Source organism: Streptomyces sp. CC0208, assembly GCF_003443735.1.
GTDB lineage: Bacteria > Actinomycetota > Actinomycetes > Streptomycetales > Streptomycetaceae > Streptomyces > Streptomyces sviceus.
The window spans coordinates 5787347-5813415 of sequence record NZ_CP031969.1; the positions used below are offsets into that span (position 1 = coordinate 5787347).

General features: G+C 72.8%; 19 protein-coding genes. 2 read left to right on the top strand and 17 right to left on the bottom strand.

All coding sequences use genetic code 11. The features are described 5' to 3' along the window. Nucleotides 1-7: 7 nt before the first annotated feature. The 5 genes from D1369_RS26630 to D1369_RS26645 all read right to left on the bottom strand — a co-directional run bounded on the left by D1369_RS26630 (nucleotide 8) and on the right by D1369_RS26645 (nucleotide 7680). On the bottom strand, nucleotides 8-964 hold the full coding sequence (locus D1369_RS26630) for an ABC transporter ATP-binding protein (RefSeq protein ID WP_007382101.1): 957 nt from the start codon (nucleotides 962-964) through the stop codon (nucleotides 8-10). Then, the gene (locus D1369_RS43090) at nucleotides 961-1104 is read right to left on the bottom strand and encodes a hypothetical protein (protein WP_158680124.1); all 144 of its coding nucleotides are present in this window, start codon (nucleotides 1102-1104) and stop codon (nucleotides 961-963) included. Before D1369_RS43090 ends, D1369_RS26630 begins: the two co-directional genes overlap by 4 nt. Then, nucleotides 1101-3881 carry an ABC transporter permease gene (locus D1369_RS26635; protein ID WP_118082642.1) on the bottom strand — a complete coding sequence of 927 codons (2781 nt, stop codon included), beginning with the start codon at nucleotides 3879-3881 and terminating at the stop codon, nucleotides 1101-1103. The genes D1369_RS43090 and D1369_RS26635 overlap by 4 nt, the downstream gene beginning before the upstream one ends. Further along, entirely contained in the window at nucleotides 3874-7080 is a 3207-nt protein-coding gene (locus D1369_RS26640) for an FtsX-like permease family protein (protein ID WP_162951075.1), read from the bottom strand. The genes D1369_RS26635 and D1369_RS26640 overlap by 8 nt, the downstream gene beginning before the upstream one ends. A 186-nt stretch (nucleotides 7081-7266) precedes the next feature. Then, the gene (locus D1369_RS26645; RefSeq protein ID WP_031052899.1) at nucleotides 7267-7680 is read right to left on the bottom strand and encodes a globin; all 414 of its coding nucleotides are present in this window, start codon (nucleotides 7678-7680) and stop codon (nucleotides 7267-7269) included. 68 nt (nucleotides 7681-7748) lie between these two features. Here D1369_RS26645 and D1369_RS26650 point away from each other — a divergent pair, with 68 nt between their 5' ends. Continuing rightward, nucleotides 7749-8729, top strand: a complete 981-nt coding sequence (locus tag D1369_RS26650) for a methyltransferase domain-containing protein (RefSeq protein ID WP_118082644.1) — start codon at nucleotides 7749-7751, stop codon at nucleotides 8727-8729. A 24-nt stretch (nucleotides 8730-8753) separates the two neighbouring features. Here the strand turns inward: D1369_RS26650 and D1369_RS26655 are convergent, their stop codons facing one another. The 7 genes from D1369_RS26655 to D1369_RS26685 form a co-directional block, all read right to left on the bottom strand. After that, the gene (locus D1369_RS26655; RefSeq protein ID WP_118082645.1) at nucleotides 8754-10529 is read right to left on the bottom strand and encodes an FHA domain-containing protein; all 1776 of its coding nucleotides are present in this window, start codon (nucleotides 10527-10529) and stop codon (nucleotides 8754-8756) included. Between the two features lie 49 nt (nucleotides 10530-10578). Continuing rightward, nucleotides 10579-11925, bottom strand: coding sequence for a VWA domain-containing protein (locus tag D1369_RS26660; RefSeq protein ID WP_007382092.1), 1347 nt, complete (start codon nucleotides 11923-11925; stop codon nucleotides 10579-10581). A gap of 98 nt (nucleotides 11926-12023) precedes the next feature. Continuing rightward, the gene (locus tag D1369_RS26665; RefSeq protein ID WP_007382091.1) at nucleotides 12024-13346 is read right to left on the bottom strand and encodes a protein phosphatase 2C domain-containing protein; all 1323 of its coding nucleotides are present in this window, start codon (nucleotides 13344-13346) and stop codon (nucleotides 12024-12026) included. After that, complete coding sequence (locus tag D1369_RS26670; RefSeq protein ID WP_007382090.1) at nucleotides 13347-15875, bottom strand: serine/threonine-protein kinase; 2529 nt, start codon at nucleotides 15873-15875, stop codon at nucleotides 13347-13349. It abuts the gene before it with no gap. Further along, nucleotides 15872-17200, bottom strand: coding sequence for a hypothetical protein (locus D1369_RS26675; protein ID WP_007382089.1), 1329 nt, complete (start codon nucleotides 17198-17200; stop codon nucleotides 15872-15874). The genes D1369_RS26670 and D1369_RS26675 overlap by 4 nt, the downstream gene beginning before the upstream one ends. Before the next feature lie 56 nt (nucleotides 17201-17256). Then, nucleotides 17257-18321: a glutamate ABC transporter substrate-binding protein gene (locus D1369_RS26680; RefSeq protein ID WP_050789880.1), complete on the bottom strand. Its 1065-nt coding sequence runs from the start codon at nucleotides 18319-18321 to the stop codon at nucleotides 17257-17259. Between the two features lie 26 nt (nucleotides 18322-18347). Beyond that, the gene (locus tag D1369_RS26685; protein WP_050789702.1) at nucleotides 18348-19763 is read right to left on the bottom strand and encodes a hypothetical protein; all 1416 of its coding nucleotides are present in this window, start codon (nucleotides 19761-19763) and stop codon (nucleotides 18348-18350) included. Nucleotides 19764-20020: 257 nt separating this feature from the next. Between D1369_RS26685 and D1369_RS26690 the strand changes: the two genes are divergently transcribed. Then, nucleotides 20021-20602, top strand: a complete 582-nt coding sequence (locus tag D1369_RS26690) for an AAA family ATPase (RefSeq protein WP_240436182.1) — start codon at nucleotides 20021-20023, stop codon at nucleotides 20600-20602. Here D1369_RS26690 and D1369_RS26695 read toward each other — a convergent pair. The 5 genes from D1369_RS26695 to D1369_RS26715 are packed head-to-tail and all read right to left on the bottom strand — an operon-like array spanning nucleotide 20590 to nucleotide 26019. Continuing rightward, complete coding sequence (locus tag D1369_RS26695; RefSeq protein ID WP_037900060.1) at nucleotides 20590-21561, bottom strand: BadF/BadG/BcrA/BcrD ATPase family protein; 972 nt, start codon at nucleotides 21559-21561, stop codon at nucleotides 20590-20592. The two genes, D1369_RS26690 and D1369_RS26695, sit on opposite strands and share 13 nt — an antisense overlap. Continuing rightward, the gene (locus D1369_RS26700; RefSeq protein WP_007382084.1) at nucleotides 21552-22817 is read right to left on the bottom strand and encodes a 6-phospho-beta-glucosidase; all 1266 of its coding nucleotides are present in this window, start codon (nucleotides 22815-22817) and stop codon (nucleotides 21552-21554) included. Before D1369_RS26700 ends, D1369_RS26695 begins: the two co-directional genes overlap by 10 nt. Before the next feature lie 6 nt (nucleotides 22818-22823). Continuing rightward, the gene (locus D1369_RS26705; protein ID WP_037900059.1) at nucleotides 22824-23717 is read right to left on the bottom strand and encodes a carbohydrate ABC transporter permease; all 894 of its coding nucleotides are present in this window, start codon (nucleotides 23715-23717) and stop codon (nucleotides 22824-22826) included. A 2-nt stretch (nucleotides 23718-23719) separates the two neighbouring features. Then, nucleotides 23720-24661: a sugar ABC transporter permease gene (locus tag D1369_RS26710; RefSeq protein WP_007382082.1), complete on the bottom strand. Its 942-nt coding sequence runs from the start codon at nucleotides 24659-24661 to the stop codon at nucleotides 23720-23722. Nucleotides 24662-24663: 2 nt separating this feature from the next. Continuing rightward, nucleotides 24664-26019 carry an ABC transporter substrate-binding protein gene (locus D1369_RS26715; RefSeq protein ID WP_007382081.1) on the bottom strand — a complete coding sequence of 452 codons (1356 nt, stop codon included), beginning with the start codon at nucleotides 26017-26019 and terminating at the stop codon, nucleotides 24664-24666. Between the last annotated feature and the right edge of the window lie 50 nt (nucleotides 26020-26069).

Sequence of the window (26069 nt, forward strand, 5' to 3'; positions counted from 1 at the left end):
TCGGCTGTCAGTCCCGGTCGCTGTCGTCCGGCCATACGCCGATGTGGTCGGGCTCCAGTTCCAGCGCGACCCTGTCGCGCATGCCCAGCGCCTCGGTGTACTCCTTCGGGAGCTGGAGGCGGCCTGCGCGGTCGAGCATCGCGTACTCCCTCGCCACCAGCGTCTCGTGGCCGGTCGTCGCGTCCACCTGGCTGCGGCGCAGGACCTCCGTGGAGGTACGGCCGTCCCGGATGGCCACCGTGCGCCGGACCTCTCCCGCCACCGCCTGGTCGTGGGTGACGATGACGATCGTCGTGCCGAGCTGTTCGTTGGCGGTGCGGAACGCGGCGAAAATCTGTTCCGCGGTGTGGGAGTCGAGTTCGCCCGTAGGTTCGTCGGCCAGCAGGACTGACGGGCTGTTGGCCAACGCCACCGCTATCGCCACGCGTTGCTGCTGGCCGCCCGACATCTGGTGGGGGCGGCGGTTGCGGCAGTCGGCCACCTCCAGCAACTCCAGGAGTTCCAGGGCGCGTTCGGTGTGGGCGCGGCGGGGCGTCCGGGAGCCGGAGAGCTGGATGGGGAGGGTGATGTTCTGGGCCGCGGTGAGGTAGGGCAGCAGGTTGCGGGAGGTCTGCTGCCAGACGAAGCCGACCGTCCGGCGCCGGTAGGCCAGACGGTCCTTCGCGGTCATGGTGAGGAGGTCGTGGCCCGCGACCCTGGCCGCACCGGCGGTGGGGGTGTCCAGGCCGGCGAGGATGTTCATGAGGGTGGACTTGCCGCTGCCGGACGCGCCCACCAGGGCCAGGAGTTCGCCCTCCCGGACGAGCAGGTCGAGGCCCTGGAGGGCCTGGACCTCCACGCCGTCCGTGGTGAAGACGCGGACGAGCCGGTCGCAGGTGATCAGGGCGTCGTGGCCGTAGGTGGGGCGGGAGCGGGCCTCGGTCGCCTTGCGGGCGAGGTCGGTGAGGGTGGGGTTCGTGGTCACTGGCCGTCTCCTGTGAGGGCGCCTGTCGATGTGCCGCGCTGTGTCGTCGGGCGGCTGCCGGCCTCCTCGGCCGGGGAGTCGCCGTAGCGGCCTGAGCGACCGCGGTTGAGGTTGAGGCTGAGGCTGACGAAGTCGCTCATCTCGCGTCCCCCGCTCTCAACTCCCGCACCGAGCCCCGTCTGCCCGACCACCACGCCTGGCCGATCCCCATCGCCACCGCCAGCAGCAGCACGGCCGTCGCCGGTATCGCCAGGGAGAGGGCGTCCGTGCGCAACTCCGCTCCCGCCGCGTCGTGTTCGGTCGTGGGGAGGGCGATGGCCGTCAGGTCGATGCCCGGGGACAGCAGGCGGATGGTGGCCCAGCCCGTGAGGGTGCCGCCCAGGGCCGCCAGGATCGCCTGGGGCAGGGACTCCAGGACCAGCAGGCGGCGGCCCGACGCCCGGGTCAGGCCCATCGTGCGCAGGCGGGCCAGCAGGGCCGTGCGTTCGGGGGCCGTGCGCAGAAGGGCCAGGAGGAGGGCCAGGACCGCGTATCCGGTGCCGGCCGCCACCGCCGTGGCGTAGACGCCTTCCGCGCCGGTCTGGAGGGGGGAGTCGACGTAACGCTCCCGCTCCTCGGACCTCAGGTGCACGGACGCCGCCTTGGGGGCCGCCTTGCGCAGAGCGGCCCCGTCCAGGCCCTTCCCCGTCAGCAGCAGAGTCGTCGGCCGTGCCAGCGCCGGGCTCAGCGCCTCGCGGTTCACGATCAGGAAGTCCGAGCCCCGCACCGCCGGCGTGCGGTCCAGGACGGTGGTGATGCGGACGGTGAGCGAGCTGCCGTCCGGGAGGAGGACCGGGAAGGGACGGGTGCCGTACGTCCGGGCGGTGGCCGTGGAGGCCAGGGCCGGGGTCGTACCGCCGACGGCCCGGGCCGGCAACCGGGCCGCCGCGAAGGCACCGATGTCCGTCCGGGACGACAGTGCCGCGTAGTCCGCGGGGTGCACCCCGACCAGAGGCACCGACTGTGCTCCGTTCTCCGGCTCCGCGTCGTCGGTGACGCTCACCGCGGACAGGTCGCTCACCCCCGGTGACCTGCGCAGCCGGTCCGGCAGCCCCGACGGGAGCGGCGTCGCCGTCTCCACGCGCGCGTCGGCGCCGGTCGCGAGGAGGGACGCGTGGTCGCGGGCCTCCTGCACGCCCGCCAGGACCGAGCCGCCGAAGGCCGCCGTGGTCAGGGCGGTCAACAGGGCGAGGAGCGGCAGGACGGCGGAGGCCGAGGTGCGGCCGGCCCGGGCCAGGGACAGATGGGCGAGGGCACCGCGCAGGCGGGCGGCCGGGCGGGCCAGGCCCCGCAGCGGCAGCGGGTACAGGCGGACCAGGACCAGGGCGGCGATCACGCCCACCAGCACGGGTGCCAGGGAGACGAGGTCGTCGGAAGCGCCCGACGTGCCGCGCCGGCGCAGCGACTCCACCGCCGCGGCCGCCAGCACCAGCAGGGTCAGCTCGGCGACCGTACGGCGCCGGGACGGTCGTACGGCGGAGATGTCCTCGCGGCCGGTGTGGACGCGGACCACGCGGTGGGCGGCCGCCGCGCGCAGGGGGAGGGCCGCGCAGGTGACGGCGGTGACCGCCACGGCGGCCACGATCGCGTACCGGAAGCGGCCCTCGGGGACCGCGACCAGCGCGGCGGCCAGGCCCAGGGCGCCCGCCGGGACGGCGACGACCGCCGTCTCGGCGAACAGGCGGGCCGTCAGACCCCGCAGGGAAGCGCCCCGGGCCCTCAGCAGGGCGAGTTCGCTGCGGCGGCGGTCGGCGGTGAGGCCGCCCGCCATCAGGAGCACGACGGCGGCGACCGTGCCGGTGCCGACCGCGGCGACCGCGACGAGCGGGGCGACCGACTCGCGGGACCGGTCGTAGGCGATGAGCACCTCGTCGAGGTCGGTGAGGACCTCGGTCTGGCCGGTGATCTGCGTCAGCTCGGTCACCGGACCGTCGATCTTCAGGCGCACCTTCCGCAGGGCCGGACCGGCCTCCAGGGAGGCGAGGGCGGACCGCAGGGCCGGGGCGTCACGGGCCCGGAGAACCTCCTCGGAGGGCGCCAACTGCCAGTAGCGCTCCGGGCGTCCCGGGGTGGCCAGCAGGACCGAGGCCCCCTCGGGGGCGATGAGCAGGGCGCCGAGCCAGTGCATGTCCACGGACGGCAAGGGCTCGCGGACCAGGGCCGGGGTGCGCAGGATGGACACGGTGGACCAGTAGGCGCCCTTCGGGTCGTGCGGGGTGACGAGGCCCGTGATCCGGACGGGGAGCGTGCGGCCGGTGGCGGGCACGTGGATCACCGAACCGACCTTGATGTGGAGTGACTTGGCGGTCTCCACGGTGACCGCGGCCTCCAGCTCCGGTGCCGCGGCGGTCACGTCCGCGTCCGCGCGCGGCAGCCGTCCCCGGGCGATCGAGGCGTGGGCGCCGAGGCCCGCCTGGGCGACCAGGGTCACCTCCGCGGGCTTGCCGGTGGGCCTCGGCAGCCACGGGTCCGGTACCGGGATGTCCTGGGTGGTGCGCACGCCGTACGTCGACTGGTCCGGGTCGAGGGCGAGCGCGCGCGGGACCTCGGCACGGACCTGGGCGTACTGCCGGGCCAGCAGGCGGGGGCGGAGGACGTCCTCCCGCTCGTGCGGGGTGAGCATCATGGACGGCGGCGGGGCGTACACCTCGACGCTTGTCCGGTCGGGGCGGGCCTGCTCGGCGGCCCGGCGCAGCCCGGAGTCCTCGTAGCGGTCGACCGCGCGGGGGAACGCGGCCGCCAGGCACGCCGTCAGCGCGACCAGCAGCGCGAGCCAGAACGCGGTGCCGGGCGCGGTCCGCAGCCGGGTGCGCACCCAGGGCACGGTCGGGCCGGAGGCCTCCGGCCCGCTCTTCCTGAAGAACCTCACCTCACTCACCCCCCTCACGCAGCGCCCGCGCCGGATCCGCCCGCCGCAGCGCCAGCGCCGCCGTCACCAGGAGCGGGGCGAGGGCCACCGCCGCCAGCAGCGCGGCCGCCTGCGGGAGCGGTAGCTGGACCAGGACCCGCGGGACCGGTCTGGTCGCCTCGTCCGTCAGCACGATCAGCGGCACCACCGCCCGGGTCAACGCCGTGCCCAGCAGCGCGCCCACCAGCAGCGCGAGCACCACCAGGACGCCCTGTTCCACGGCGACCGCCCGGGCCAGCCGGCGCCTCGGGGCCCCCAGGGCGCGCAGTACGGCGAACTCCGCGCCGCGTTCCCGCAGGGACCCCGCCGCGCTCACCGCGAACCCGACCGCGGCCAGCGCCGCCGCCACCGCGGACGCCGCGGCGAACGCGGCCTCGGGACCCGCGCCGAACGGGTCGTCGCGCAGCTGCCCGGCGAGTTCGTCCCGCACCACGACCTGAGCGGGGTCCATGTCGGGCCGGGCCCGCAGCGCCGCCGCGACCCTGCCCGACGCGCCGGGCTCCGTCGACAGCCACCATTCGGTCGGCTCCACAGCGCGGCCGGACTCCTCCTGCAACTCCCGGTTCACGGTCCGCAGATCGATCAGCAGCGCCCCGCCGTCGTCCGAGACGGTGGGCAACTCCCGTATCACGCGCACGATCCGCACCGGTACCGTCTCTCCGTTCAGCGGCACGTCCAGGCTGTCCCCGACGGACGCGCCCGTCGAGGCGAGGAAGCTCTCGGTGGCGACGGCCGTGATCCTGGCGGCCTTCGGCTGCGGTGCCTCCAGGTGGACCGTCAGCAGCCCCGAGCTCCAGACGTCGTCCCCTGGGATGAACCCGGTGCCGTAGTCCACGCTCAGCCCCCCGGGTCCCGAACTCATGCGAGGGGTGGTGGGTTTGGTCTTGGGGTCCGGCGTGGCACTCATCCCGTCGGTCTGCGAGTCGGTCTGTGAGTCGGCCCGCCAGTCGGTCGGCGACGCGAGCCGCCGTCCCGTCCCTTCGGTGTCCGTGGTCGTCAACTCGGTGACGGTGAGGCGCTGTCGGTCGGCCTTGCCGCTCGGGACGGTGACGACCAGGTCCAGGGTGGTGAGGGTCAGCGGGCCCCCGGCCACGTAGACGTCCAGCGGGTGGGGCCGGCCGTCGGCGGAGAGCTGTCCGGCCGGGAGCCGGTAGGGGGTGCCGTAGGCGTCCACCAGGGTGACGGCGACCTGTCCCGTCGTGCTCGGGACCGAGCTGTGCAGGGTGGCCGTCAGCCGCAGCCGGGCCGTGCCCGCGGGCACCTTCACCCCCGCGATCGCGCCATTGGGGCCGAGACCCTGGAGCAACGGTCCGGAGTGCAGGTCGGGACGGATCAGCACCGAGGCGCGCGAGGTGTCCAGCGCCAGCACCGTCGCCGACCGGCTGCCGGACAGCGGCAGTTCGGACCGGGCGGCGGGGGCGGTCTGCCGTACGCCCGCGACGGCCGCGTACTGCTCGGTGCGGCCGAGGCTCGCGTTCCCGGAGGTCAGCACCCGCACCGGCGCTCCGGCACGGAAGTCCGCCTGGTCGGACTGCGAACGGTTCCAGGACGCGCCCTGCCCGATGGCCAGCATGCCCAGCGCCATCGCGAGGACCAGCAGCAGCACCGGGCCCGCCCCGCGCATCGGGCGGCGGGCGATCTGCCAGCCCGCCAGGGCCGCGGTCAGCCCGCGGCCGCCGGTCGCCCGGCGTTCGGCGAGCCGGGCCAGCGGCGGCAGCAGCCGCAGCGTCAGGACGGTCCCGGCCAGCAGCGCGAGCGCGGGTGCCGCCACCAGCAGCGGATCCACCCCCAGCGTGCCGGAGGTGTCGTCGGACACGGCACCGGAGGTCTGACGGCTGAGCTGGAAGTACGCCACCCCGGCCACGGCCAGCAGCCCCAGGTCCGCGCCCGAGCGCACCGCACCGGGCAGCGTCCGGGCCCGGCCGCGCGCGAAGGATGAGGTCAGCGCGGGCAGGGTCACCGCCAGCGCGCACCCGAACGCCACCGCCCCCGCCACCAGCCACACCGCGGGCCGCCCGTCCGACGGCACCTCCAGGTGCAGCCCGATCCGGGCCAGCGGTCCCCGCCAGGCCAGCATCCGGGTCAACGGGGCCGCCAGCAGCGGCGCGCACAGCAGAGCGGGCACCGCGAGCAGCGCTCCCTCCAGGGCGGCGAGGCCCGCGATCCGGGCACGCGAGGAGCCGCGGGCCAGCAGCAGCCGGCTCTCGCCGGTGCGTTCGCTGCTCAGCAGCCCCGCCACCAGCAGCAGGGCGCAGCCCGCGAGGAGCATCAGTTGCAGGGCGACGATCAGCAGGGTCGAGCGGGAGACGAGCAGGGAGCGGTCGGTGCGGTCGAGGACCTCGGGGAGCGAGGTCGAGGCGGTCGTGGCACCGTCGAGGGAGGGCTCCTTGCGCAGCGCCGCGTTCCCCGCGACGGCCGACTTCCGCAGCGCGTCCGAGCGTGCGGTCGTCACCGTCGCGAAGTCGGCCGACACCACCCACCCCGACGTCCCGACGCTCACCGTCCCGTCGGTCAGGACCGCGGGATCGGCGAGCAGGGGGCCGTACGTCGTGAAGTCGAGCTTGTTGATGCCCCGCCCGCGCAGGTCGTCGAGGAGCCAGTACGAGTCGTCCGTGCGGACGGGCCGGTACAGGCCGGTCACGGTGACCCGCACCGCCGGGCCGCGCAGCCGGTCGGTGAGGGTGAAACGGGCGCCGGGGCCGAGGTGGAGGGCGCGGGCGGCGGTCTGCGGGAGCGCCACCTCGACCAGCCCCCGGGCCGGCCGGGGCAGCCGCCCCTCGACCAGCCGCAGACGGCTGCGGTCCAGGGCCGCGAAGTGGGTCAGATCCGGGTCCCCGGACCGTGCCGACTCGGGCTGCAGCGACCGCGGCAGCGCGTACGGGCCCGACCGCAGGGACGTCCGCACTCTCACCGGCAGCCCGTCGAAGGTCTGCCGCGCCACCTTGCGTACGGCGGTGTCGGCGGCCGTACGGCGGTCCTCGGGTACGTCGGCCTTGACGACCAGCGCGGTGTCGGCGGCGTTGCGCGGGTCGTCGAGGGAGTGGCGCAGGGCCGCGTCACCGATCGCGCCGGAGTAGGCGGTGAGGGTCGCGAGGACCGCCGTGGTGAGCAGGACCGTGAGCAACGCGGCGGCGAGCAGCAGCCGGTGCGCCCGCGCACGCAGAAACACCAAACGTGCGATTCCCCCGAACCCCGTCACCCGGCCCCCCGCCGTGTTGTGCCAGATCTTTGGCGAGGATGTCAGAGGGGACAGTCACGGGTAAGCGCTTGTAGCGACGGCTTGACCGGATTGTGACCGGAATCCGGTGCCGGTCAACCGGAAAGCGACCGGAATCCGACACTCAACGAGTGGTGATCAGTCGGCGGTGTTCACCATCGAAGCGGCCGCGTACGTCAGGTAGTTCCACAGCTGTGTCTCGTGCTCCTCGGACAGGCCGAGTTCGTCGACGGCGTCCCGCATGTGCCTCAGCCACGCGTCGTGCGCCTCGCGGTTGACGACGAAGGGGGCGTGCCGCATGCGCAGCCGGGGGTGGCCGCGGTTGTCGCTGTACGTGGTGGGGCCGCCCCAGTACTGCATCAGGAACAGCGTGAGGCGCTCCTCGGCCGGGCCGAGGTCCTCCTCGGGGTACATGGGCCGCAGGACCGGGTCCTCGGCCACCCCCTCGTAGAAACGGTGGACGAGGCGGCGGAAGGTCTCCTCCCCGCCGACCTGCTCGTAGAAGGTCTGCGTCTGAAGCGTGCCGCGCCGGATCTCTTTCACGTCCACCATGGTCTCAGACGGGGTGGACGAGGACTCAAGGCTTAGGACCTCCTGCGCCCAGGGTGCAGAGTGGAGGTATGGGCGCGCACGCTCTCGACAGGGACCTCGCCGAACTCGCCGCCGGGGCGCGGGCCGCGCTGGTGCGGGAGATCGACGCGAGCGGGGCCTGGGCCGCCGACCCGCGATGGCGGGCGGCCTTCGAGGCGGTGCCCCGGCATCTGTTCGTGCCCTACTACTACGTCGGGGTCATGGGGGGCTACGAGCGGCGCTGGGGCGAGAGCCCGGACCGGCGCACCCGGGAGAAGTGGGTCCGCGGGGCCTACGCCGACGCCCCGCTGGCCACCCGGCTGCGCGACGGCGAACTGGTCTCCTCCAGCAGCCAGCCCTCGCTGATGGCGATGATGCTGGCCGAGCTGCGAGTACGCGACGGCGACCGGGTCCTGGAGATCGGCGCCGGCACCGGCTACAACGCGGCCCTGCTCGCGCACCGGCTCGGCGACGACCGCGTCACCACCGTCGACCTGGAGCCGGAGATCACCGAGGCGGCGCGCAGGCATCTGGCCGCCGCCGGGTACCACCCCGTCGTCGTCACCGGCGACGGCGCGCGCGGGGTGCCCGAACGCGCCCCCTTCGACCGGATCATCGCCACCTGCACCCTGGCCTCGGTCCCGGCCGCCTGGCTCGCCCAGTGCCGCCCCGGCGCACGCATCCTGAGCCCGCTCGCCACCGGCCTGATCGCCCTGACCGTGCGGGACGCCCGGCACGCCGAGGGGCGATTCCTGCACACGCCCGCCTACTTCGTGCCGCTGCGTGGCGCGGACCGGCCGGACGAGGGACCCGCGGATCTGGACGCTCTCCCGCGCCCGGCCCGGGAGAGCGAGCTGTTCCGGTTCCTGCTGGTCCTGAGCCGCGGCCGCCTCGAACCGCGGGAGGCGTACGCGTTGTGGGAGCGGGAGGGACAGCCGCGTCGTGAGCGGTACGGCATCACGGTCAGCGGAGACCGGGAATGGGCGTGGCTGGACGACCCGGAGGGACCGTGTGCGTGGCCCCTCCGGTGACGTGGCCGTTCTCAGCCGGGGCGGCTAACCGCGGCGGATCGTGATCGTCGTCCAGGCGCCGACGTGCACCCGGTCGCCGTCCTGGAGCGGCACCGGCACGAAGGGCGTGATGGGCTCCTCGGCGCCGTTGACCGTGGTGCCGTTCGTCGAGTTCTGGTCCACGACCGCCCAGGAACCGTCCGGCTGCTGGACCAGCACCGCGTGCTGGTGCGAGACGCCCGGGTCCTCCGGCGGCACCGACAGGTCGACATCGGGGGTGTCACCGGTGGAGTGCCGGCGGCGGCCGATGGTGACCTGGTTGCCGGTGAGCTGGCGCTGCTGCTCGGGGGAGTACGCGGGCAGGTTCAGGCCCGCGGCCTCGGGGCCGGAGCGCTGCATCATCGCCATGAAGTAGTCGCGGTCCGGGCCGATGGTCGCCGTCCAGGTCGCCGGCTGCTGCGGGAAGGACGGGCCGGGGGGCGCGGGCGGGGCCTGGGTGGACCCGGGCTGCGGGTAGCCGTAACCGCCGGGGCCGGGGTTGTTGCCGGGACCACCGGGGCCACCAGGACCTCCGGGGCCGCTGGAGGACGGCGGGGAGAGGACCCAGTCGTCGGCGCCGCCGCCACCGTAGGGCGTACCACCAGGCTGGCGCCGGTTGGTCTCCTGCGGGAAGGCGGGCGGGGCCGAGGCGCCCTGCGCCTGGAAGCCCTGCGGGGCACCGCTCGTGGCACCGGGGCCGCCGGGCGGGGTCGGGCCCGGGGGCGGCGGGACCGGGCGGGAGGGGTCCGCACCGAAGTGCGGCGGACCGCCGGGGCCACTCGGGCCGGGGCGGGACGGGTCGCCGGGGAAGCCCTGCGGCGCACCGGGGCCGCCGGGGCCGGGCTGGGTGGGCGGGCCGCCGAAGCCCTGGGGGCCGCCGGGGCCACCGGGGCCGGAAGGAGCCTGGGACGAGCCGGGCTGGGGGTAGCCGTAGCCGCCGGGGCCGGCGGGGCCGCCGGGACCACCCGGACCGGGCTGGTTGGGGAAACCGGAGGGGCCGGGGCCACCGGGTCCGCCGGGACCGTTCGGGAAACCGGAGGGGTTGGGCGCACCGGGACGCCCGGGGTCGCCCGGGAAGCCCTGCTGGCCACCTGGGCCGGACTGACCGGGGCCGCCGGGGTAACCGGAGGGGCCGGGACCGCCGGGCGCGCCAGGGCCGCCCGGGAAACCGGAAGGACCGGAGGAGCCGGGGCCGCCGGGGCCGGGGCGGGACGGATCACCGGGGAAGCCCTGCGAACCGCCAGGACCACCGGGCCCACCCGGACCACCGCCGGGGCCGCCCGGACCCGAGCGGCCCGACGGCTCCGAGCCGAAGGGGATCGGTTCTGCGGGACGGTTCACCTGGGACGGGCGCGAGCCCTGGTACTCGTACGAGTCACCGCCGCCGCCGAAGGACGGACCGGGACCCGCCTGCTGCTGGAAGTGCGAGGGCGGGCCGCCGGAGCCGGCCGGCGGGCGCGGGGCGGCCGGGGTGTACGAGGTCGCCGTGTTCGTCAGGAAGTTCCACCGGCACTCCTCGCAGAAGGGCGCACCGCCCTCACGGGGCGTACGGCACTGCGGGCAGAGCTCCGGCTCGGGGTCCGGTACGGAGGACAGCGGGGGACGTCCACCGGGCTGTCCCCCAGGACCGCCGGGGCCGCCGGGCGGCGGGAAGCCGTAGCCGCCTCCACCCGGACCGGGCGGCGGCGGAGGGGGCGGAGGTACGGCACCGGCCATGCGGTGACCGCAGACCTCGCACCAGTCGTCGGAACCCGACTGGTGTCCGTTCGGGCAGGTCGGCATGTCGGCGCTTCCCCCTCTCGGATCAGGGAACTTCTACGTCGGTAACTGTCTACTTCTTTACACGAACTGTCTTTGTCGACCGAGTCTCGAGAGTCATCTCGTCGGCCTCCTCGACCTTCGCCTTCAGTCGCACAGTACCTGTCGTGGCGTCGACCACGTCGACCACCTTCGAAAGGAGTTTCGCAGTATCGGCGTTCCCGGAGTCGTTCGCGAGCTGAACGGCCCGGCCCAGTTTGGCCGTTGCTCCATCTATATCGCCCGCTTTGCGGAGATCCAGCCCCTGTTGGATGGCCTGTGCCAGTTCGGCCTGGCCGGTGTAGTGGGCGACCTGGGGGTTGATCGACGTCGAGGCGACCATGTCGTCGGTCCACACGGCCCTGACGAGACCCTGTGCGCCCAGGTTCTGCGGGGTGCCGTCGGGCTGCGGGACGACCAGCGAGACCCGGGCGGCGAGCATCTCCTGGCCGATGTTCGCGGCCGGGACCTCGACGCAGACGTGGTAGTCACGGGACTCGTCTCCCCAGGAGCCGGTGGGGTAGTCCCCGGCCCGCGGACCGGCCTCGGTGCGGCGGTCGGTGAGCTCCTCGACGGTGGGCGCGACCTGCTTGACGAACTTGATGGTGGTGCCCACCGGAGTCCACACGCGGAGGGCGACGTCCGCGACCTCCTTGCCCATGGCCGTCTCCATCATCTGCGTGAAGTCGGCGGCGAGGGCCGCGGGGTCGGCGACGATGTCGGCGGTGCCGAGCAGGGCGGAGGCGATCCCTGTGACTTCTTTCACTTCCCAGTCGGTGCCCACACCCCGGGCGTCGCAGGTGAAACGCCCCGCGCAGGAGTCGAGGGCGGCCTTGAGATCCTCCGGCGACTCGTGCTCGTTGCGCCCGTCGGTGAGCAGGATGCCGTGGCGGATGGCGACGTCCGCCGAGGACAGCAGGCGGTCGGCGAGGCGCAACCAGGTCCCGATGGCCGTGCCGCCGCCCGCGCTGAGCCTGCGCAGTGCCTGTTTGGCCTGGTCGCGGGTGGTGGCGTCGGCGACCGCGAGGCTGCCGCCCCCCGGATACACCTCCTTGGCCACGTGGGTGCCGCCGATCACCGCGAAGTGCACACCGTCGCGCAGGGTGTCGATCGCGGCGGCGGTGGCGTCGCGGGCGTTGCGCATCTTGGTCGGCGGGTAGTCCATGGAGCCCGAGCAGTCGACCATGATCGCGACCGCCGCGGAGGGGCCCTGCCCCGCCGTCCAGAGGTGCGGGGCCCCGACCGCGCTTCCGATCGTGCCGCCGCCGGTCGAGGTCACCGTGACGATCGCGTTGACCTCGCGGCCGCCCTCGGGCAGGTACTCGTTCTGGTAGACGTCCATCGCGAACTGCGGCACGTTCGACTTCGAGAAATTGGCCATGCCTACTCAAATCCCCCTCGCGAACCCCACATCCATGGGGCGATGACTGATCGCGGACCGGTCCCCTCCGGTCCGCCGAGGCCTCCCCGTGTACGGCCTCAGGCCGATCCTGCCCCCTGCACAGGGGTCGGGAACGGGACGACGGCCACTGTTACGTTGTCGTGGCCCCCGCCGTCCAGGGCGTGACCGACCAGCACCCGGGCGGTGTGCAGCGGGCGCGCGGCGGCGTCGGCCGGCACGGCCTGAGCCATCTCGTCGGCCGCCTCCGCGTAGTTCCACAGACCGTCGGTGCACACCACCACCACACCAGGCCGGTCCGGCTTGAAGGAAGCGGTGTGCGGGTCGAGTTCGTAGGCGTCCGCGCCGAGCCAGCCGGTGATCGCGTGGGCGCGCTCGTCGGCGTACGCCTCGGCCTCGTTCATCAGGCCCGCGGCGACCATCTGCGCGGCCCAGGAGTCGTCCTCGGTGAGCCGGGCCGGGGGTGAACTGCGGTCCGTGGGCACCCAGTAGACGCGGCTGTCGCCGACCCAGCCGACGACCAGCAGGCTCGGGGTGACGACCGAGCCGACGATCGTGCACGCGGGGGCGTTCTGGTGGGGCTGGTGCTCGCGGGCCGTGGCGGGTTCCCCGGCGAGCGAGTTGACCGCGCGGGAGGCGGCGACGATCGCCTCGTGCAGGGCCTGCTGGGGGTGGGTGCCCTGGGGCAGCGCGGCCAGCAGCGCGTCGGCCGCGGCCCGGGAGGCGGCCAGGGAGGCGTCGTCGGGGCGGGTCGCGGAGGACACGCCGTCGCAGACGACCGCGAAGGTGGCCGGTGAGCCGTCGGGCAGCACGCTGGTGCCGAGGGTGAAGGCGTCCTCGTTGCGGTGGTGGCGCAGGCCGCGGTCGCTGACGGCGGCGATCGGGCCGATCTCCTGCTCCATGTGGTCGCGCTCACGCGGCTGGGCGTGCCCGCAGTTCTCGCAGTATCCGTCGTCGTCGACCCGGCCCGCGCGGCAGGCCACGCACACTTTGGTCCCCTCGGCCGGGGTGGGCGTCTGGGCGGCCACCCGCGGGTCGGGCGCCTGAAGGACGTACTCGTCGGGCTCCGGGGGCCGGTCGAAGCGCACGCCGGAGGCGGGGGAGACCGGCGACCCGAGCACCGGGCCGGACTGGGGCGGCACCGGTGGCAGTTCGTGCTCGCCCGACGCGGCGGCCCGCAGGTCGGTCGGCAGATGGAGCTCCGCCGGGGGGTGCGGGGCCTGCGGCCAGGGGCCGCCCGGAGGCGCGCCGTTCAGGGCGACGGTCGGGTTGTCGTCCGGCCGCGCCGGGACGGCGGACAGGTCGTATCCGCACGCACCGCAGAAACGGTCGCCCGACTCGAGGGGTTCCTCGCAGCTCGGGCACCTCGAAAGGGCGGTCTGCTGGGGCATCTGCGACATCAACTACACCCACGTCCGGGGGCGGTAACGGTTGGCTCGTTCCACCAGGTCGATCCTCTCCTCGCCGCGCTGCGCGAGACGGGCCAGCGCGCGGTACGAACGCTCCAGGCCGAAGCGCAGTCCTCGCTCGTCCAGTCCGCTGCCGAGCAGTGCCCGTCCCCCGGTGGCGGGGGCGACGGAGTCCTGGCCACCGGAGAGTATCCAGTCCAGGGCCGCGCCCAGCACCTCGGCCGACAACTGCTCGCGACGCGCCGGATCCAGTCCGTACGCGTCCAGCGCCTCGACCTGCCCGGCGGCGGCGGTCAGGTCGTCCAGGAAGGGTACGTCGCCCGCGGTCGCGGTGCGGCCACGCAGCCGCGCGCGGACGGCCGCCACCCGGGCGCCGGTGTAGTGGATGGAGGACTCCGGCACCGACTCCAGCGTCCGCACCGCGCTGCGGCGGTCCCCGGTCGCCAGTTGCACGCGTGCGAGGCCGAACGCGGCGCTCACATAGCTGGGGTCGGTCGACCAGACCAGGCGGTAGTACTCGGCTGCGTTGTCGAGCTGGCCGAGCACCTCCGCGCACAGGCCGAGGGCGAGCTTGGGGGCGGGCTCGCCGGGGAAGGCGTCGTAGATCGCGTCGAAGGCGAGCGCGGCGGCCTCGTGGTCGCCGGTCACCAGGGCGGCCACGCCCCGGTACCAGACCACCCGCCAGTCGTCGGGCCGCTCGTCCTCAAGCCGCCGCAGCGCCTCGTCCGCGGTGTGCGCGTCGCCGTTCTCCAGCCAGGCGCGGACCTGCCTGAGCCGTGACTCCGCCGACGGGGCCGGCGCGGCCGCGAGGGCGCCGAGCAGCTCCGCGGGCGCGGTGGTCATGAGCCCCGCGAGGAAACCGGCGTTGGGGTCGGAGGGGTCGACGTGGGGGACGGGCAGCGCGAGGGAGGCGACGGGAGCGTTGACCGGCTTGACGAGGGACTGAGGGGCACCGAGGACTCCGCCGCCCGGCCGCTCGGCACCCGCGCCGCCCACCGCATGGGAGGCCTTCCGGGCAGGCAGCACCCGTCCCCCCAGCCGCGACACCTCCCCGTCCAGCTTCGGGAACAGCTCCGTGTCCGTGACCCGCACTTCGGGGCCGAAGAGGGTCGACAGGGCGGGTCTGGCGCGGCCCGTCTGCAGGGAGACGACCTCACGCAGCACCCCCGTCAGCTGGTCCGACATCTCCTGCGCGGAGGCGAAACGGCGGGCGGGGTCGGGGTCGGTCGCGCGCACCAGCAGCCGGTAGAAGGACTCGTACCGGCGGAAGACCTCGATGTGGTCGGGGTCGGGCAGCGAGTCGACGAAGACGTTGGTGTAGCCCTGGAAGTCGAAGGACAGCACGGCCAGGGTGCGGCCGACCGTGTACAGGTCGGAGGCGACCGAGGGGCCCACATCGGCGACCTCGGGCGCCTGGTAGCCCACCGTGCCGTAGATGGCCGACTCCTCGTCGTCCATCCTGCGCACCGCGCCCATGTCGATCAGCTTGAGCTGGTCCTCGGTCTGGATGGCGTTGTCGACCTTGAAGTCGCAGTACAGGAGGTTGCGGCTGTGCAGGTGACCGAGTGCCTCCAGGGCCTCGATGCCGTAGGCGCACGCCTGCTCCACCGGCAGCGGGTCCCGCTTGCCGTCGGCCGAACGGCGGCCGTTGGCGATCTCCTTCAGCGACTTGCCGCCGACGTACTCCATGACGATGTAGCCGTCGAGCGAGCCGGTGCGCTGGTCGAGATGTTCCACGAAGTTGTAGATCCGCACGATGTTGGCGTGCTCGATCTCCGCGAGGAAGCGCCGCTCGGAGATCGCGGCGGCCATGGCGTCCTGGTCGCCGGTGTCCAGCAGGCCCTTGAGGACCACCCAGCGGTCGGACACCGCGCGGTCCACGGCGAGATAGACCCAGCCGAGACCGCCGTGCGCGAGGCAGCCCGCGACCTCGTACTGGCCGTGCACGATGTCGCCGGACTTCAGCTTCGGCACGAACGAGTACGGGTGGCCGCACTTGGTGCAGAAGCCCTCGGTGCGCCCGGACTTCTCCCCGCGTGAACGCCCCACCGGGGCACCGCAGTCGGAGCGCGAGCAGAACCGCTTGCGCTCGGGCACCTCGGGGTTCTCCAGGACCATCACGCGCGGGTCGGGCCGCGGCACCCCGGGCACCTCGACGAGCCCCGCGCCGAGCCGGCCGCGCCCGGTCGAACCGGCGGTCGAGCCGGAGCCGCGCACCGACACCGAGCGGCCCGTGGACTTCCCGGAGACCGAGCGCGAGAGCCGTCCCGACACCGAGCGCCGTGACTTCGACGAGTGCGAGGACGTCCGCGCGGAACCGCGGCCGGTGGCGCGCGCACTGCCGCTGCCCTGCGAGTCCCTGCCGTCGCCCGCCGTACCGGAGCGCGACGAGCCGGGCCGGGCCGCCCCGGCCGGGAGGACCGGTGCGAGACCACAGGTGTCGCAGTACAGCTCGCCGCCGCCCATGTCCTCGTACGTCCCCTCGCAGCCGGGCCGCTGGCAGGGCTGCTGTTCCTGACTCATGACGACTCCCCCCTCCGGTCCTCGGGCCCGCTCTGCGGCACCCGCGGGGCGCCCAGCAGTTCGGCGACCGCGTGCTGGTAGCGCAGCACGGCCTGTTCGGCGACCCTCAGGTCGCAGGGCGCGCTCCACAGCATCCGCCGGGCCGCGTCGTACCGCTCGATCAGGAACGGGTCCTCGGCCAGGCCGTGCCGGGCGACCTTCGCCTTGTACGCGTCGAGCCGGCCGCGCAGTTCCGCGCGGATCGCGAGCGGCGCGGTGACCGCGGTCAACGACTCGCGGGCGCGCAGCAGTTCGTCCTCCGCCTTCTGCTCCAGGGACTCCAGGAGCGGGGACAGGCGGTGCCACTGGGCGTGTCTGCGGTACTCGGCGGCGGTCGCCAGCTGCTCCTGGAGAGCGGTCGGCGGTCCGCTGACGACCGGCACCTCGGTGGCCGCGATCTTCGCGAGGACCTCACCGCGCGCGAGGCGGGCCTCGGCGAGCGTGCGGTCCGCGCGGGAGAGCACGTCCCGCAGCTTGACCAGCCGGGCCTCGGCGTCCTGCCGGACGGTGAGCACCGCGTCGATCTCCCGGCGCACGTCCTCCAGGGCGCGCGCCTCACGGTCGTACGCCGTGGTGTCCGGTCTTCCGCCGCCGGGGGCCGAACTTCCCGGCGCGGGCTGCCAGAAGGCGAGCGGGTCGGAGATCACCTGCTCGCGCAGCGAGGTGAGGGTGCGGGTGATGCGCTCCAGGTCGTCCCCGGACGGGTGCTCCCCGGGGCGTACGCCGACGGAGTGCGCGAGCCGGCGGGTGCGCTGGAGTTCGGCGGACAGCAGGTCTATCCGGGCGGGCAGTGCGGACCACACCGCGTCGGCGGCGACGACCATGTCCAGGCTCGTCGCGTACAGCTCGTTCATCCGCTCCACGAGCGTCACCAGCGAGAACCTCTCACTGAGTTTGCCCGAATTGCCGTGCAGGGTGGGCGCGTTGGCCGTGGCGGTCGCCGAGCCCGCGACCGTGACCGACTCGCCGCGCAGCAGCTCGGTCAGCTCCACCAGGTCCTCGCGGCTGGACCAGCGGCGGCGGGAGCGGATCCCGCGGGCGGAGTGCAGCGCGTCCGAGTACGCGTCGAAGTACGCCCACAGCAGGGTGATCGACGCGTCGGCGGACTCCCAGCGCTCCTTGGTGACCCCGGTGAGCTCGGCGCCCTCGAGAAGCCTGCGGCCCGCGTGGTCCTGAAGGGCGAGGAGTGAGGTCTCGATCGCCTCGTGCTCCGCGCCGAGCCGCGCCAGCGCACGGTCCACCTCGTCCCGGTCCATCACCGGCCCAGGGGGTCCCGTGACGCCCATCGATCACCTCTCGCTGCTGAAGTGTTGCTGGGTGGTTGTCTGATTGTGACGATGCGTCAGTTCTTGCGCAGGTACTTCGGTGGCGGCGGCTCCGACTTCGCCGAGCTCTTGTCCAGTGTGGCCGACAGCCACCTGTCGTACGACGCCTGCCAGCCGTCGGTGGTGTCCTTGCGGTAGTCCACCAGGACCTGGTTGACCCGGCGTACCAGGTCGTCGGCGTCGCTCTTCATCGCCACGCCGTAGTACTCGGTGGTGAAGGGGGAGCCCTTCAGTTCGACGGTGGGGTCCTGGGCGGCCTGGCTTGCCGCGAGCGCCCCGTCGGTGACCACGGCGTCGACCTCACCGAGCTGGAGCCTGACGAGACAGTCCAGTTGGTTGGGCACGGTGGTCCTGAGGTCCGCGGAGGCGACGAGCTTCCCCGCCCTCTTGTCCTCGTCCAGCTGGCTGAAGGCGGTCGAACCCTCCGCCGTGCAGATCTTCTTGTGCGCCAGCGTGCCGTCGTAGCCCTTGATGTCCGAGGACTTGGGGGCGAGGACCTGCTGCCCCGTCTTGAAGTACGGCGCGGAGAACGCCACGTCGGCCAGGCGCTTGCAGTTGATCGTCATCGTGCGCACGACCATGTCGACCCGGCCCTTCTGGATCGCCGGGATGCGCTGGTTGGTGGGGATCGCCTTGAACTGCACGGCCTTCGGGTCACCGAGGATGTCCTGCGCGATCCGGTGCACCAGGTCGATGTCGAAGCCCTCCAGGTCGGCTTTCGGCCCGCTGTTGGGGTTGCGGTAGCCCCAGCGGTAGCTGTTCTGGTCGACGCCGACGATCAGCTTGCGCTTCGCGCCCTCGCGGGCCTTGATCTTGTCTATGGTCGTGCCGTCCGCGCTCGACGGGGACAGCGTCTGCTCCTCCGGGTGCGCCTTGATCGCCGGGTTGTCGCACGGCTTGTCGTCCGCCGTCTGGTCGGCGCGGGTCAGGCCCGGGCCGCCGGTGCCCGGGCTGCCGTCCGCGCGCGACTGGGCCAGCGGCAGCAGCAGTGCGCAGGCGAAGCCGAGGACCAGGGCGCAGACGGCCGCCATCGCCCCGACGCCGCCCCAGCCCCTGAGGCCGGCCCGCACACGTCCACGCATCCGTATCAGCATTGTCGCGCCCCCTCTCACCGGTACTCCGACAGCCTGCGCCCGATGCCCAGCACCGCGCCGGCCGCGCCCAGGACGGCCAGCACGGCGGCACCCGCCGACAGTCCGGTCATCGCGCCCAGACCGTCACCCGCCGAGCGCTGGAACTCGGCCTCCTCCTGCTTCAGGGCCTTGGCGAGGTTGTCGTCGACGCTGTCGAAGCACTCACCCGTCGCGCCCTTGGGGCCTATGACCCGCAGCAGTGCCTCTTCGTAGTTGCCGTTGTCGTCCTGCTCGCGGGCCGCGGTGTGGCGCTGCTTCCACACCGCCATGTTGCCCTCGGCCGCGGTCACCGGCTGCTTGCCGCTGCTGTCGTCGGCGAGCTTCGACGCCTGGGCCAGGCCCTTGCCGAGGGCGTCCATGTCCTTGTCGAAGTCGTAGTCGTAGGCGTCGTAGGTGACGTCCTCGCCCTGGGCGTTCTTCTTGGTGATCGTCTCGGCGCCGCGGGCCACCAGCGTGAGGTTCTCGTTGCCGCGCGCCTTCAGGGAGGCGATCCGGGCGTCGTGCAGCACGTTGAGCGAGCGCACTCCGTGGTCGTAGGAGTCGTTGAGGCCCGCGCGGGCGACGGTGTGCCCGACGACCAGCCACAGCAGCACCACGGTCGCCGTCGCGGTGGCCGCGACCAGGCCGTGGTTGAGGACCCGGTTGGTGCGCCGGTAGTTGCGGTGCTGGGCCCAGGCGAGCCCGGCGAGCGCCAGGACGCCGAGGCCGATCGCGGCCCACGGGTAGGGCGTGGCGTCGGCGTAGTCGGCGCGCAGCCGCTGGTTCTCGCTCGTGTAGAGGTTCTGCGCCTTCGGGAGCATCTGGTCCTGCATCTTCTCGTTGGCGTAGCGCAGATACGCGCCGCCGACCGGGAAGCCCTGGCGGTTGTACGTACGGGCCCGCTCCACCAGGCCCTTGTACTCCGGCAGCAGGGTGTTGAGCTCGGCCACGGTCCTCGCGGCGGGGGAGTCCGGGTCGGAGTTCGAGGCGGCCCTGACCAGACCGGCCGCGGCCAGGTCGATGTCCTTCTCGTACAGCTCGCGGGAGGCGGTCGTCTCCTGGCCGCCGGCGAGGAAGGCGCTGGAGGCCGCGGTGTTGGCGTCGGCCAGGTAGCGGTAGATGTCGGCGGCTGCGCTGCTGAGCGGCTGGCTCTTGTGCAGCACGTCGTCCGCGGCGGCGGCCCGGTCGTTGGTCTGCCAGGCGGTCACCGCACCGAAGAGGACGACGAGCAGGGCGAGTGCCGCACCGATGATGCGCAGCCGGCCCGGCTCGGTGGTGGCGGCCGCGCGCAGCTGGTCGAAACCCTCCGCGAAGGCCGTACGACGAGCGGGTGCCCGGCCCGGTGCGGCGGTCGGCGGGGGTGCCTGCGGGGCCGGGGCCGCAGGGCCCGGCTGCGGCGGCACGGCCGGCATCGTGGGCACCCCGGCACCCGGTGGCGCCGCGCTGCTCTTCGGCGGGTGTGTCACTGTTTGACCTCCCCCATGGTCATCCCTCGCCGCAAGTATCGCTGCCGGGACCGACATCCGCACCGGGCTTCACTCGATCTTGATCGGATCGCAGCGGATCGCCCGTCGGCGGCTCCGCGTTCCGCACCACCCCTTGCCCATCAATACGCCCCTGGAATCGGTTCGGTTCCCCCGGGGCGCGTAGGGTCGCCGTCGTGCGCGGGGTGCGAGTGGTGATGATCGGCGGAACGTCGAACACCGGTAAGTCCACGGTCGCCGGGGCGGTCGCGGAACGCCTCGGCTTCACGCATCGCTCGACGGACCTGCTGGCGAGACACCCGGGGCGGCCCTGGCGCACGCCGGAGCGGGAGGTGCCACCGCATGTGGCCGAGCACTACGCCACCCTCGGCGTCGACGAGTTGATCGACTCGGTCCTGGCCCACTACGAGCGGCTCTGGCCCCGCGTCGAGGAGCTGGTCGGGGCGCACGCCGCCGGTCCGGGGCTGGTCCTGGAGGGCTCCGCCCTGTGGCCGGAGCGGGTCGCCGCGCTGGACGCCCCGCACACGGCCGCCGTATGGCTCACCGCCGGCGAGGACGTCGTACGCGCCCGGATCCGTGCGGGCGGGCGCTACGACGAGGCGTCCGAGGCGGAGCGCGCGCTGATGGACAAGTTCCTGGCCCGGAGCGTGCGGTACCAGGAGCTCATGGTGGAGACCGTCGACCGGCTGGGACTGCCCCGCGTCGACGTCGGACACGACATGACCGTCTCCGAGGTGGCCGACGCGGTGCTCGCTCAGGCCTCGTAGTACGCCCGCACTCTCTCCTGCACCCGCGGTGACGCCCCCGCCCGGTCCAGGCCGAGGAGCGCGGCGCCGAGGACCGGACGCGCCGTCACCACCTGGGGCACGGCCTTCGGGGCGCGGGCCGCCAGGAGATCCCGCACCCCGTCGTCCAGTTGGGGGTGCCGGGCGGCCAGGACACTGCCGCCGAGCAGGACCGGGGTCTCCTCGTCGAGGAGGTCGAGGCGGGTCAGGGCCACCGTCGCCATGGACACCACCTCGTCGGCCAGGCGGTCGACGAGCGAGCGGGCCACGGCGTCGCCGGCGGCGGCCGCGGCGAAGAGCACCGGGGTCAGTTCGTGGCGGCGGGCCGGGGCGATCTCCTCCAGGTGCAGGGCCTCGATGAGGGCGTACATGGACGCCAGCCCGAAGTGGAGCGGGAGCACGCGCGCGAGGTCGGTGTCGGCGCCCCGCCCGTCCTCCGCGCGGGCCGCGTGCCACAGCGCCTCCTCGGCGAGGCCCCAGCCGCCGCCCCAGTCGCCGGAGATCCGGCCGAGCGCGGGGAAGCGTGCGGTACGGCCGTCGGGGCGCATGCCGACGCAGTTGATGCCCGCGCCGCACACCACGGCGACCCCGCGCGGTTCGGTGATCCCGGCCCGCAGGATCGCGAAGGTGTCGTTGCGGACCTCCACGTCCGCCCCCCACGCGCGCGCGTGCAGCGCGGCGGCCAACTGCCGCTCCTCCACCGGGAAGTCGGCGTTGGCGAGGCACGCCGAGACGTGCTCCACGGAGCTCACCCCGGCGGCGGCGAAGGCCCGCCCGACCGCGTCGGCGACGGTGTCCACCGCTGCCTCGACGCCCACCACCGGCGGCCGGAACCCGCCGCCGCGGGCCGTGGCGAGGACGCTTCCGTCGGCCGCCACGACCGCGACGTCGGTCTTGCTGTTGCCCGCGTCGACGGCGAGGACGCATGCGGTCAGGCCCACGCGAGATGCTCCCGGTTGTGTGCGATCAGTCGGTCGGTGAGGCCCTCGGCGTACGCGTACTGGCCGACGAGAGGATGGGCGAGCAGCGCCTTGAAGACCCGGTCCCGGCCGCCCCGCAGGGCCGCCGCCAGCGCCAGGTCCTCGTACGCCGTCACCTGCGCCATCAGCCCCGCGAACAGCGGGTCCACGGCCGGCACCGCCAGCGGGGTGGGACCGTTGGGGCCCACCGCCGCCTGCACCTCGATCACCGCGTCGGCGGGCAGGAAGGGCAGCGTGCCCCGGTTGAGGGTGTTGACCACCTGGTAGGGACTGCCGCCCCCGCCGAGCAGCCCGGCGGCGAGGTCCACGGCCGCCTCCGAGTAGTAGGCGCCGCCCCGCTTCGCGAGCAGCTCCGGCTTCTCGTCCAGGGCCGGGTCGCCGTACATCTGGAGCAACTCCCGCTCCATGGCCGCCACTTCGGCGGCCCGGGACGGCTTGGTGCCGAGTTCCCGTACGACCTCGTCGTGCGCGTAGAAGTAGCGCAGGTAGTACGACGGGACCACGCCGAGCCGGTCGAGGAGCGGGCGCGGCAGGTGCAGGTCGGCGGCGATCGTGTCGCCGTGCCCGGTGAGCAGCTTGGGCAGGACGTCCTCGCCCTCGGGACCGCCGAGCCGTACCCCGGTCTCCCAGGTGAGGTGGTTGAGGCCCACGTGGTCGAGGTGGACGTCGGCGGGCGTGACGCCGAGCAGAGCGGCGAACTTCCGCTGGAAGCCGATCGCCACGTTGCACAGCCCGACCGCCTTGTGCCCGGCCTGCAGCAGGGCGCGGGTGACGATTCCCACCGGGTTGGTGAAGTCGATGATCCAAGCGTGCGGGTTGGTCCGGCGGACCCGTTCGGCGATGTCGAGGACCACCGGGACCGTGCGCAGCGCCTTGGCGAGGCCGCCCGCGCCGGTCGTCTCCTGGCCGACGCAGCCGCACTCCAGCGGCCAGGTCTCGTCCTGTTGACGAGCGGCCTGGCCGCCGACGCGGAGCTGCAGGAGCACGGCGTCGGCGCCGTCCACGCCCGCGTCCAGGTCGGACGTGGTGACGATACGGCCGCCGTGGCCCTGCTTGGCGAAGATGCGCCGGGCGAGACCGCCGACCAGCTCCAGGCGCTCGGCGGCCGGGTCGACGAGGACGAGTTCCTCGACGGGCAGGGTGTCGCGCAGGCGGGCGAAGCCGTCGATGAGTTCGGGGGTGTAGGTCGAGCCTCCGCCGACCACGGTGAGTTTCATGTCCGGTTAACCCTTCACTCCGGTCAGCGTGACGCCCTCGACGAACGCCTTCTGCGCGAAGAAGAACACGAGGATCACGGGGGCCATGACCAGCACGGTCGCGGCCATGGTGAGGTTCCAGTCGGTGTGGTGCATGCCCTTGAAGGACTCCAGGCCGTAGCTCAGCGTCCAGGCGCTCTGGTTCTCCGAGGCGTAGATCTGCGGTCCGAAGTAGTCGTTCCAGGCGTAGAAGAACTGGAACAGGGCCACGGCCGCGATCCCGGGCTTGGCCATGGGCACGACGACCTTCAGCAGGGTGCGCAGATCGCCGCAGCCGTCGACCTTGGCCGCGTCCACGTACTCGTTCGGGATCGTCATCAGGAACTGCCGGAGCAGGAATATCGAGAACGCGTCCCCGAACGCCATCGGGATGATCAGCGGCCACAGGGTGCCGGACAGTCCGAGCTGCTTCGCCCAGAACAGGTACATCGGGATGATGACCACCTGGGGCGGCAGCATCATCATCGAGATGACCAGCATCAGGGAGAGATTGCGGCCCCGGAAGCGGAACTTGGCGAGCGCGTACGCCACCGGGATCGACGACACGACCGTAAGGACTGTTCCCAGTCCCGCGTAGACCAGCGTGTTGCGCCACCAGGTCAGGAAACCCGGGGTGTCGAAGACCCGCCTGTAGTTGCCCCACTCCCAGGTGTGCGGGATCAGGTCGCGGCTGAGTGCCTGGCTGTCGCTCATCAGCGAGGTCAGGAACACGAACACGAAGGGGAGGGTGAAGAAGAGCGCGGCGGCGATGCCGAGCGAGTGGATCGCCACCCACTCCAGCAGGGCCTTGCGGCGGGCCGTGCGCTCGGCGGGCGAGGCGGGGGTCTTCAACTCCACCGGGCGGTCCAGTACTTGGGTCATGGTCAGTCACCTGCCTGGATGAGACCGCCCCGGCGCCGCATCAGGAACGCGGTGAACACCATCGACAGGGCGAAGAGGACGAGGGCGACGACACACGCGGAGCCGTAGTCGAAGCGCTGGAAGCCGAGGTTGTAGACGAGCTGGGGGAGGGTCAGCGTGGACTTCTCCGGATAGCCGGGCTCGAACTGCGTGCCCGCGCCCTGGATCACTCCTGAGGCGACCTTCCCGGCGATCAACGGCTGTGTGTAGTACTGCATCGTCTGGATCACACCGGTGACGACGGCGAACATCACGATCGGCGAAATGTTGGGAAGGGTTACATACCGGAAGCGCTGCCACGCCGACGCCCCGTCCAGCTCGGCGGCCTCGTACTGCTCCTGCGGCACATCCAGCAGCGCGGCCATGAAGATGACCATCAGGTCGCCGATGCCCCACAGGGCGAGCAGGGTGAGGGCCGGCTTCGACCAGGTGGGGTCGTTGAACCAGCCGGGGGCCGGGATGCCGACCTTCTCCAGGATCGAGTTGACCGGTCCGGTACCGGGGTTGAGCAGGAAGGCGAAGGCCATGGTGGCGGCGACGGGCGGGGCCAGGTAGGGGAGGTAGAACAGCGTCCGGAAGACCCCCGTGCCCGTCTTGATCTTCGTGATGAGCAGACCGACGCCGAGTCCGAAGACGACCCGGAGGGACACCATCACCACGACCAGCCACAGGGTGTTGCGCAGGGCGGGCCAGAAGAAGGGGTAGTGCTCGAAGACGTAGGTCCAGTTCTTCGTCCCGCTCCAGGTCGGCGGCTTGAAGCCGTCGTAGTGCATGAACGAGAAGTAGACGGTCGAGAGCAGCGGATAGGCGAAGAAGACCGTGAAGCCGATCAACCAGGGCGACATGAAGGCGGCCGTACGAAGCGCCGACCGGCGGCGCTTCGAGGCCAGAGTGACGGTGCTCATCGCTACTTCGCCTGCGCGATGTCCGTGTCGATCTGCCGGGCCGCGTCGGCGAGGCCCTTCTTCAGGTCGGTGACCTTGCCGCTCTCGTAGGCGTAGCCGAGGTCCTGGACGGTGGTCAGGTAGACACCGCCGTTGATCGAGGACGGGGCGGTCGTCGAGTTCGGGTTCGCCGCGATGTCGAGGAAGGTCTTGAAGCGCGGGTCGTACTTCAGCTTCGGGGACTTCAGGGCCGCGAGCGTCGAGGGCACGTTGTGGATGGCGTTGGAGAAGCCGACCACCGCGTCCGTGTCGGTGGTGATGTACTTGAGGAACTCCCAGGCCGCGTTCTGCTTGGTGCTGTTGGCGGCGATGCCGGCGATGGTGCCGGTGATGTAGCCCTTGCCGTACTGGTCGGCCTGGTCGTCGGGGACGGGCAGCGGGGCCACGCCGATGTCGAAGCCGGGCTTGGCGTCCACGGCCATGCCCAGGCGCCACTCACCGTCGAGCTGCATGGCGACCTGGCCGGTCTGGAAGGGGTGCTTGGGGCCCCACTCGTCGCCGAGCCCCGCGCGGTACTTCTCCAGCTTCTGGTACCCGCCCAGCCCGTCGACGAGCTTCTTCTGGAGGGTGAAGGCGGCGGTGACGGCCGGGTCGGTGGCGATCGTGGACTTGCCCGACTTGTCGAAGTAGGTGGGCGAGAACTGGCCCATGTAGTGCTCGGTCGTGGTCTCCCAGCCGTGGTAGTTCGGCATGAAACCGAGCTGCTTGTAGGTGCTGCCCTGCGTGATCGTCAGCTTCTTGGCGTCCGTCTCGAACTCGGACCACGTCTTGGGTGGACTCGTGATGCCGGCCTTCTCGAACGCCGTCTTGTTGTAGTAGAGCCCGTAGGCGTCTCCCAGCAGCGGTGCGGCACAGCGGTCGCCGTCGAACTGCGTGTACTGGTTCATCGCGGCCGGGAAGGTGGTGTCCGGGTCGATGCCCGACTTCTTGAAGAACGGGTTCAGGTCGACCAGCGCGCCCGAGGAACAGAACTTGCCCACGTTGTTCGTGGTGAACGACGAGATGACGTCCGGGGCCTTGTCGCCGCCCGTGCGCAGCGCCTGGTTGATCTTGTCGTCGGTCATGTTGCCGACGACGTTGACGTGGATGTTGGGGTGCGCCTTCTCGAATCCGGCGACCAGTGCCTTCACCCCCGCCACCTCGGAGTCCGCGCTCCAGGCGTGCCAGAAGTTGATGGTCGTCTCCTTCGAGGCGTCGTCGTCGGCGCCGGAGGAGGACTGTCCGGTACAGGCGGTGGTGACGAGCACGGCGGACACGGTCAGGGCAAAGGCCGCTTTTCGGGCGGATGAGGGTATGGCGGAGGAGATGGCTGTGCGCATGACGGGGTCTCCCAGGGACGGGCGGTGAGATGAGGGTGTGGGGGAGTACG

Coding starts and splice junctions, on each gene's coding strand:
- D1369_RS26685 (WP_050789702.1), bottom strand. CDS start 19,763: ATGCCGGCCGTGCCGCCGCAGCCGGGCCCTGCGGCCCCGGCCCCGCAG.
- D1369_RS26650 (WP_118082644.1), top strand. CDS start 7,749: ATGGGCGCGCACGCTCTCGACAGGGACCTCGCCGAACTCGCCGCCGGG.
- D1369_RS26660 (WP_007382092.1), bottom strand. CDS start 11,925: ATGGCCAATTTCTCGAAGTCGAACGTGCCGCAGTTCGCGATGGACGTC.
- D1369_RS26705 (WP_037900059.1), bottom strand. CDS start 23,717: ATGACCCAAGTACTGGACCGCCCGGTGGAGTTGAAGACCCCCGCCTCG.
- D1369_RS26700 (WP_007382084.1), bottom strand. CDS start 22,817: ATGAAACTCACCGTGGTCGGCGGAGGCTCGACCTACACCCCCGAACTC.
- D1369_RS26645 (WP_031052899.1), bottom strand. CDS start 7,680: ATGGTGGACGTGAAAGAGATCCGGCGCGGCACGCTTCAGACGCAGACC.
- D1369_RS26715 (WP_007382081.1), bottom strand. CDS start 26,019: ATGCGCACAGCCATCTCCTCCGCCATACCCTCATCCGCCCGAAAAGCG.
- D1369_RS26710 (WP_007382082.1), bottom strand. CDS start 24,661: ATGAGCACCGTCACTCTGGCCTCGAAGCGCCGCCGGTCGGCGCTTCGT.
- D1369_RS26670 (WP_007382090.1), bottom strand. CDS start 15,875: ATGAGTCAGGAACAGCAGCCCTGCCAGCGGCCCGGCTGCGAGGGGACG.
- D1369_RS26675 (WP_007382089.1), bottom strand. CDS start 17,200: ATGGGCGTCACGGGACCCCCTGGGCCGGTGATGGACCGGGACGAGGTG.
- D1369_RS26680 (WP_050789880.1), bottom strand. CDS start 18,321: ATGCGTGGACGTGTGCGGGCCGGCCTCAGGGGCTGGGGCGGCGTCGGG.
- D1369_RS43090 (WP_158680124.1), bottom strand. CDS start 1,104: ATGAGCGACTTCGTCAGCCTCAGCCTCAACCTCAACCGCGGTCGCTCA.
- D1369_RS26655 (WP_118082645.1), bottom strand. CDS start 10,529: ATGCCGACCTGCCCGAACGGACACCAGTCGGGTTCCGACGACTGGTGC.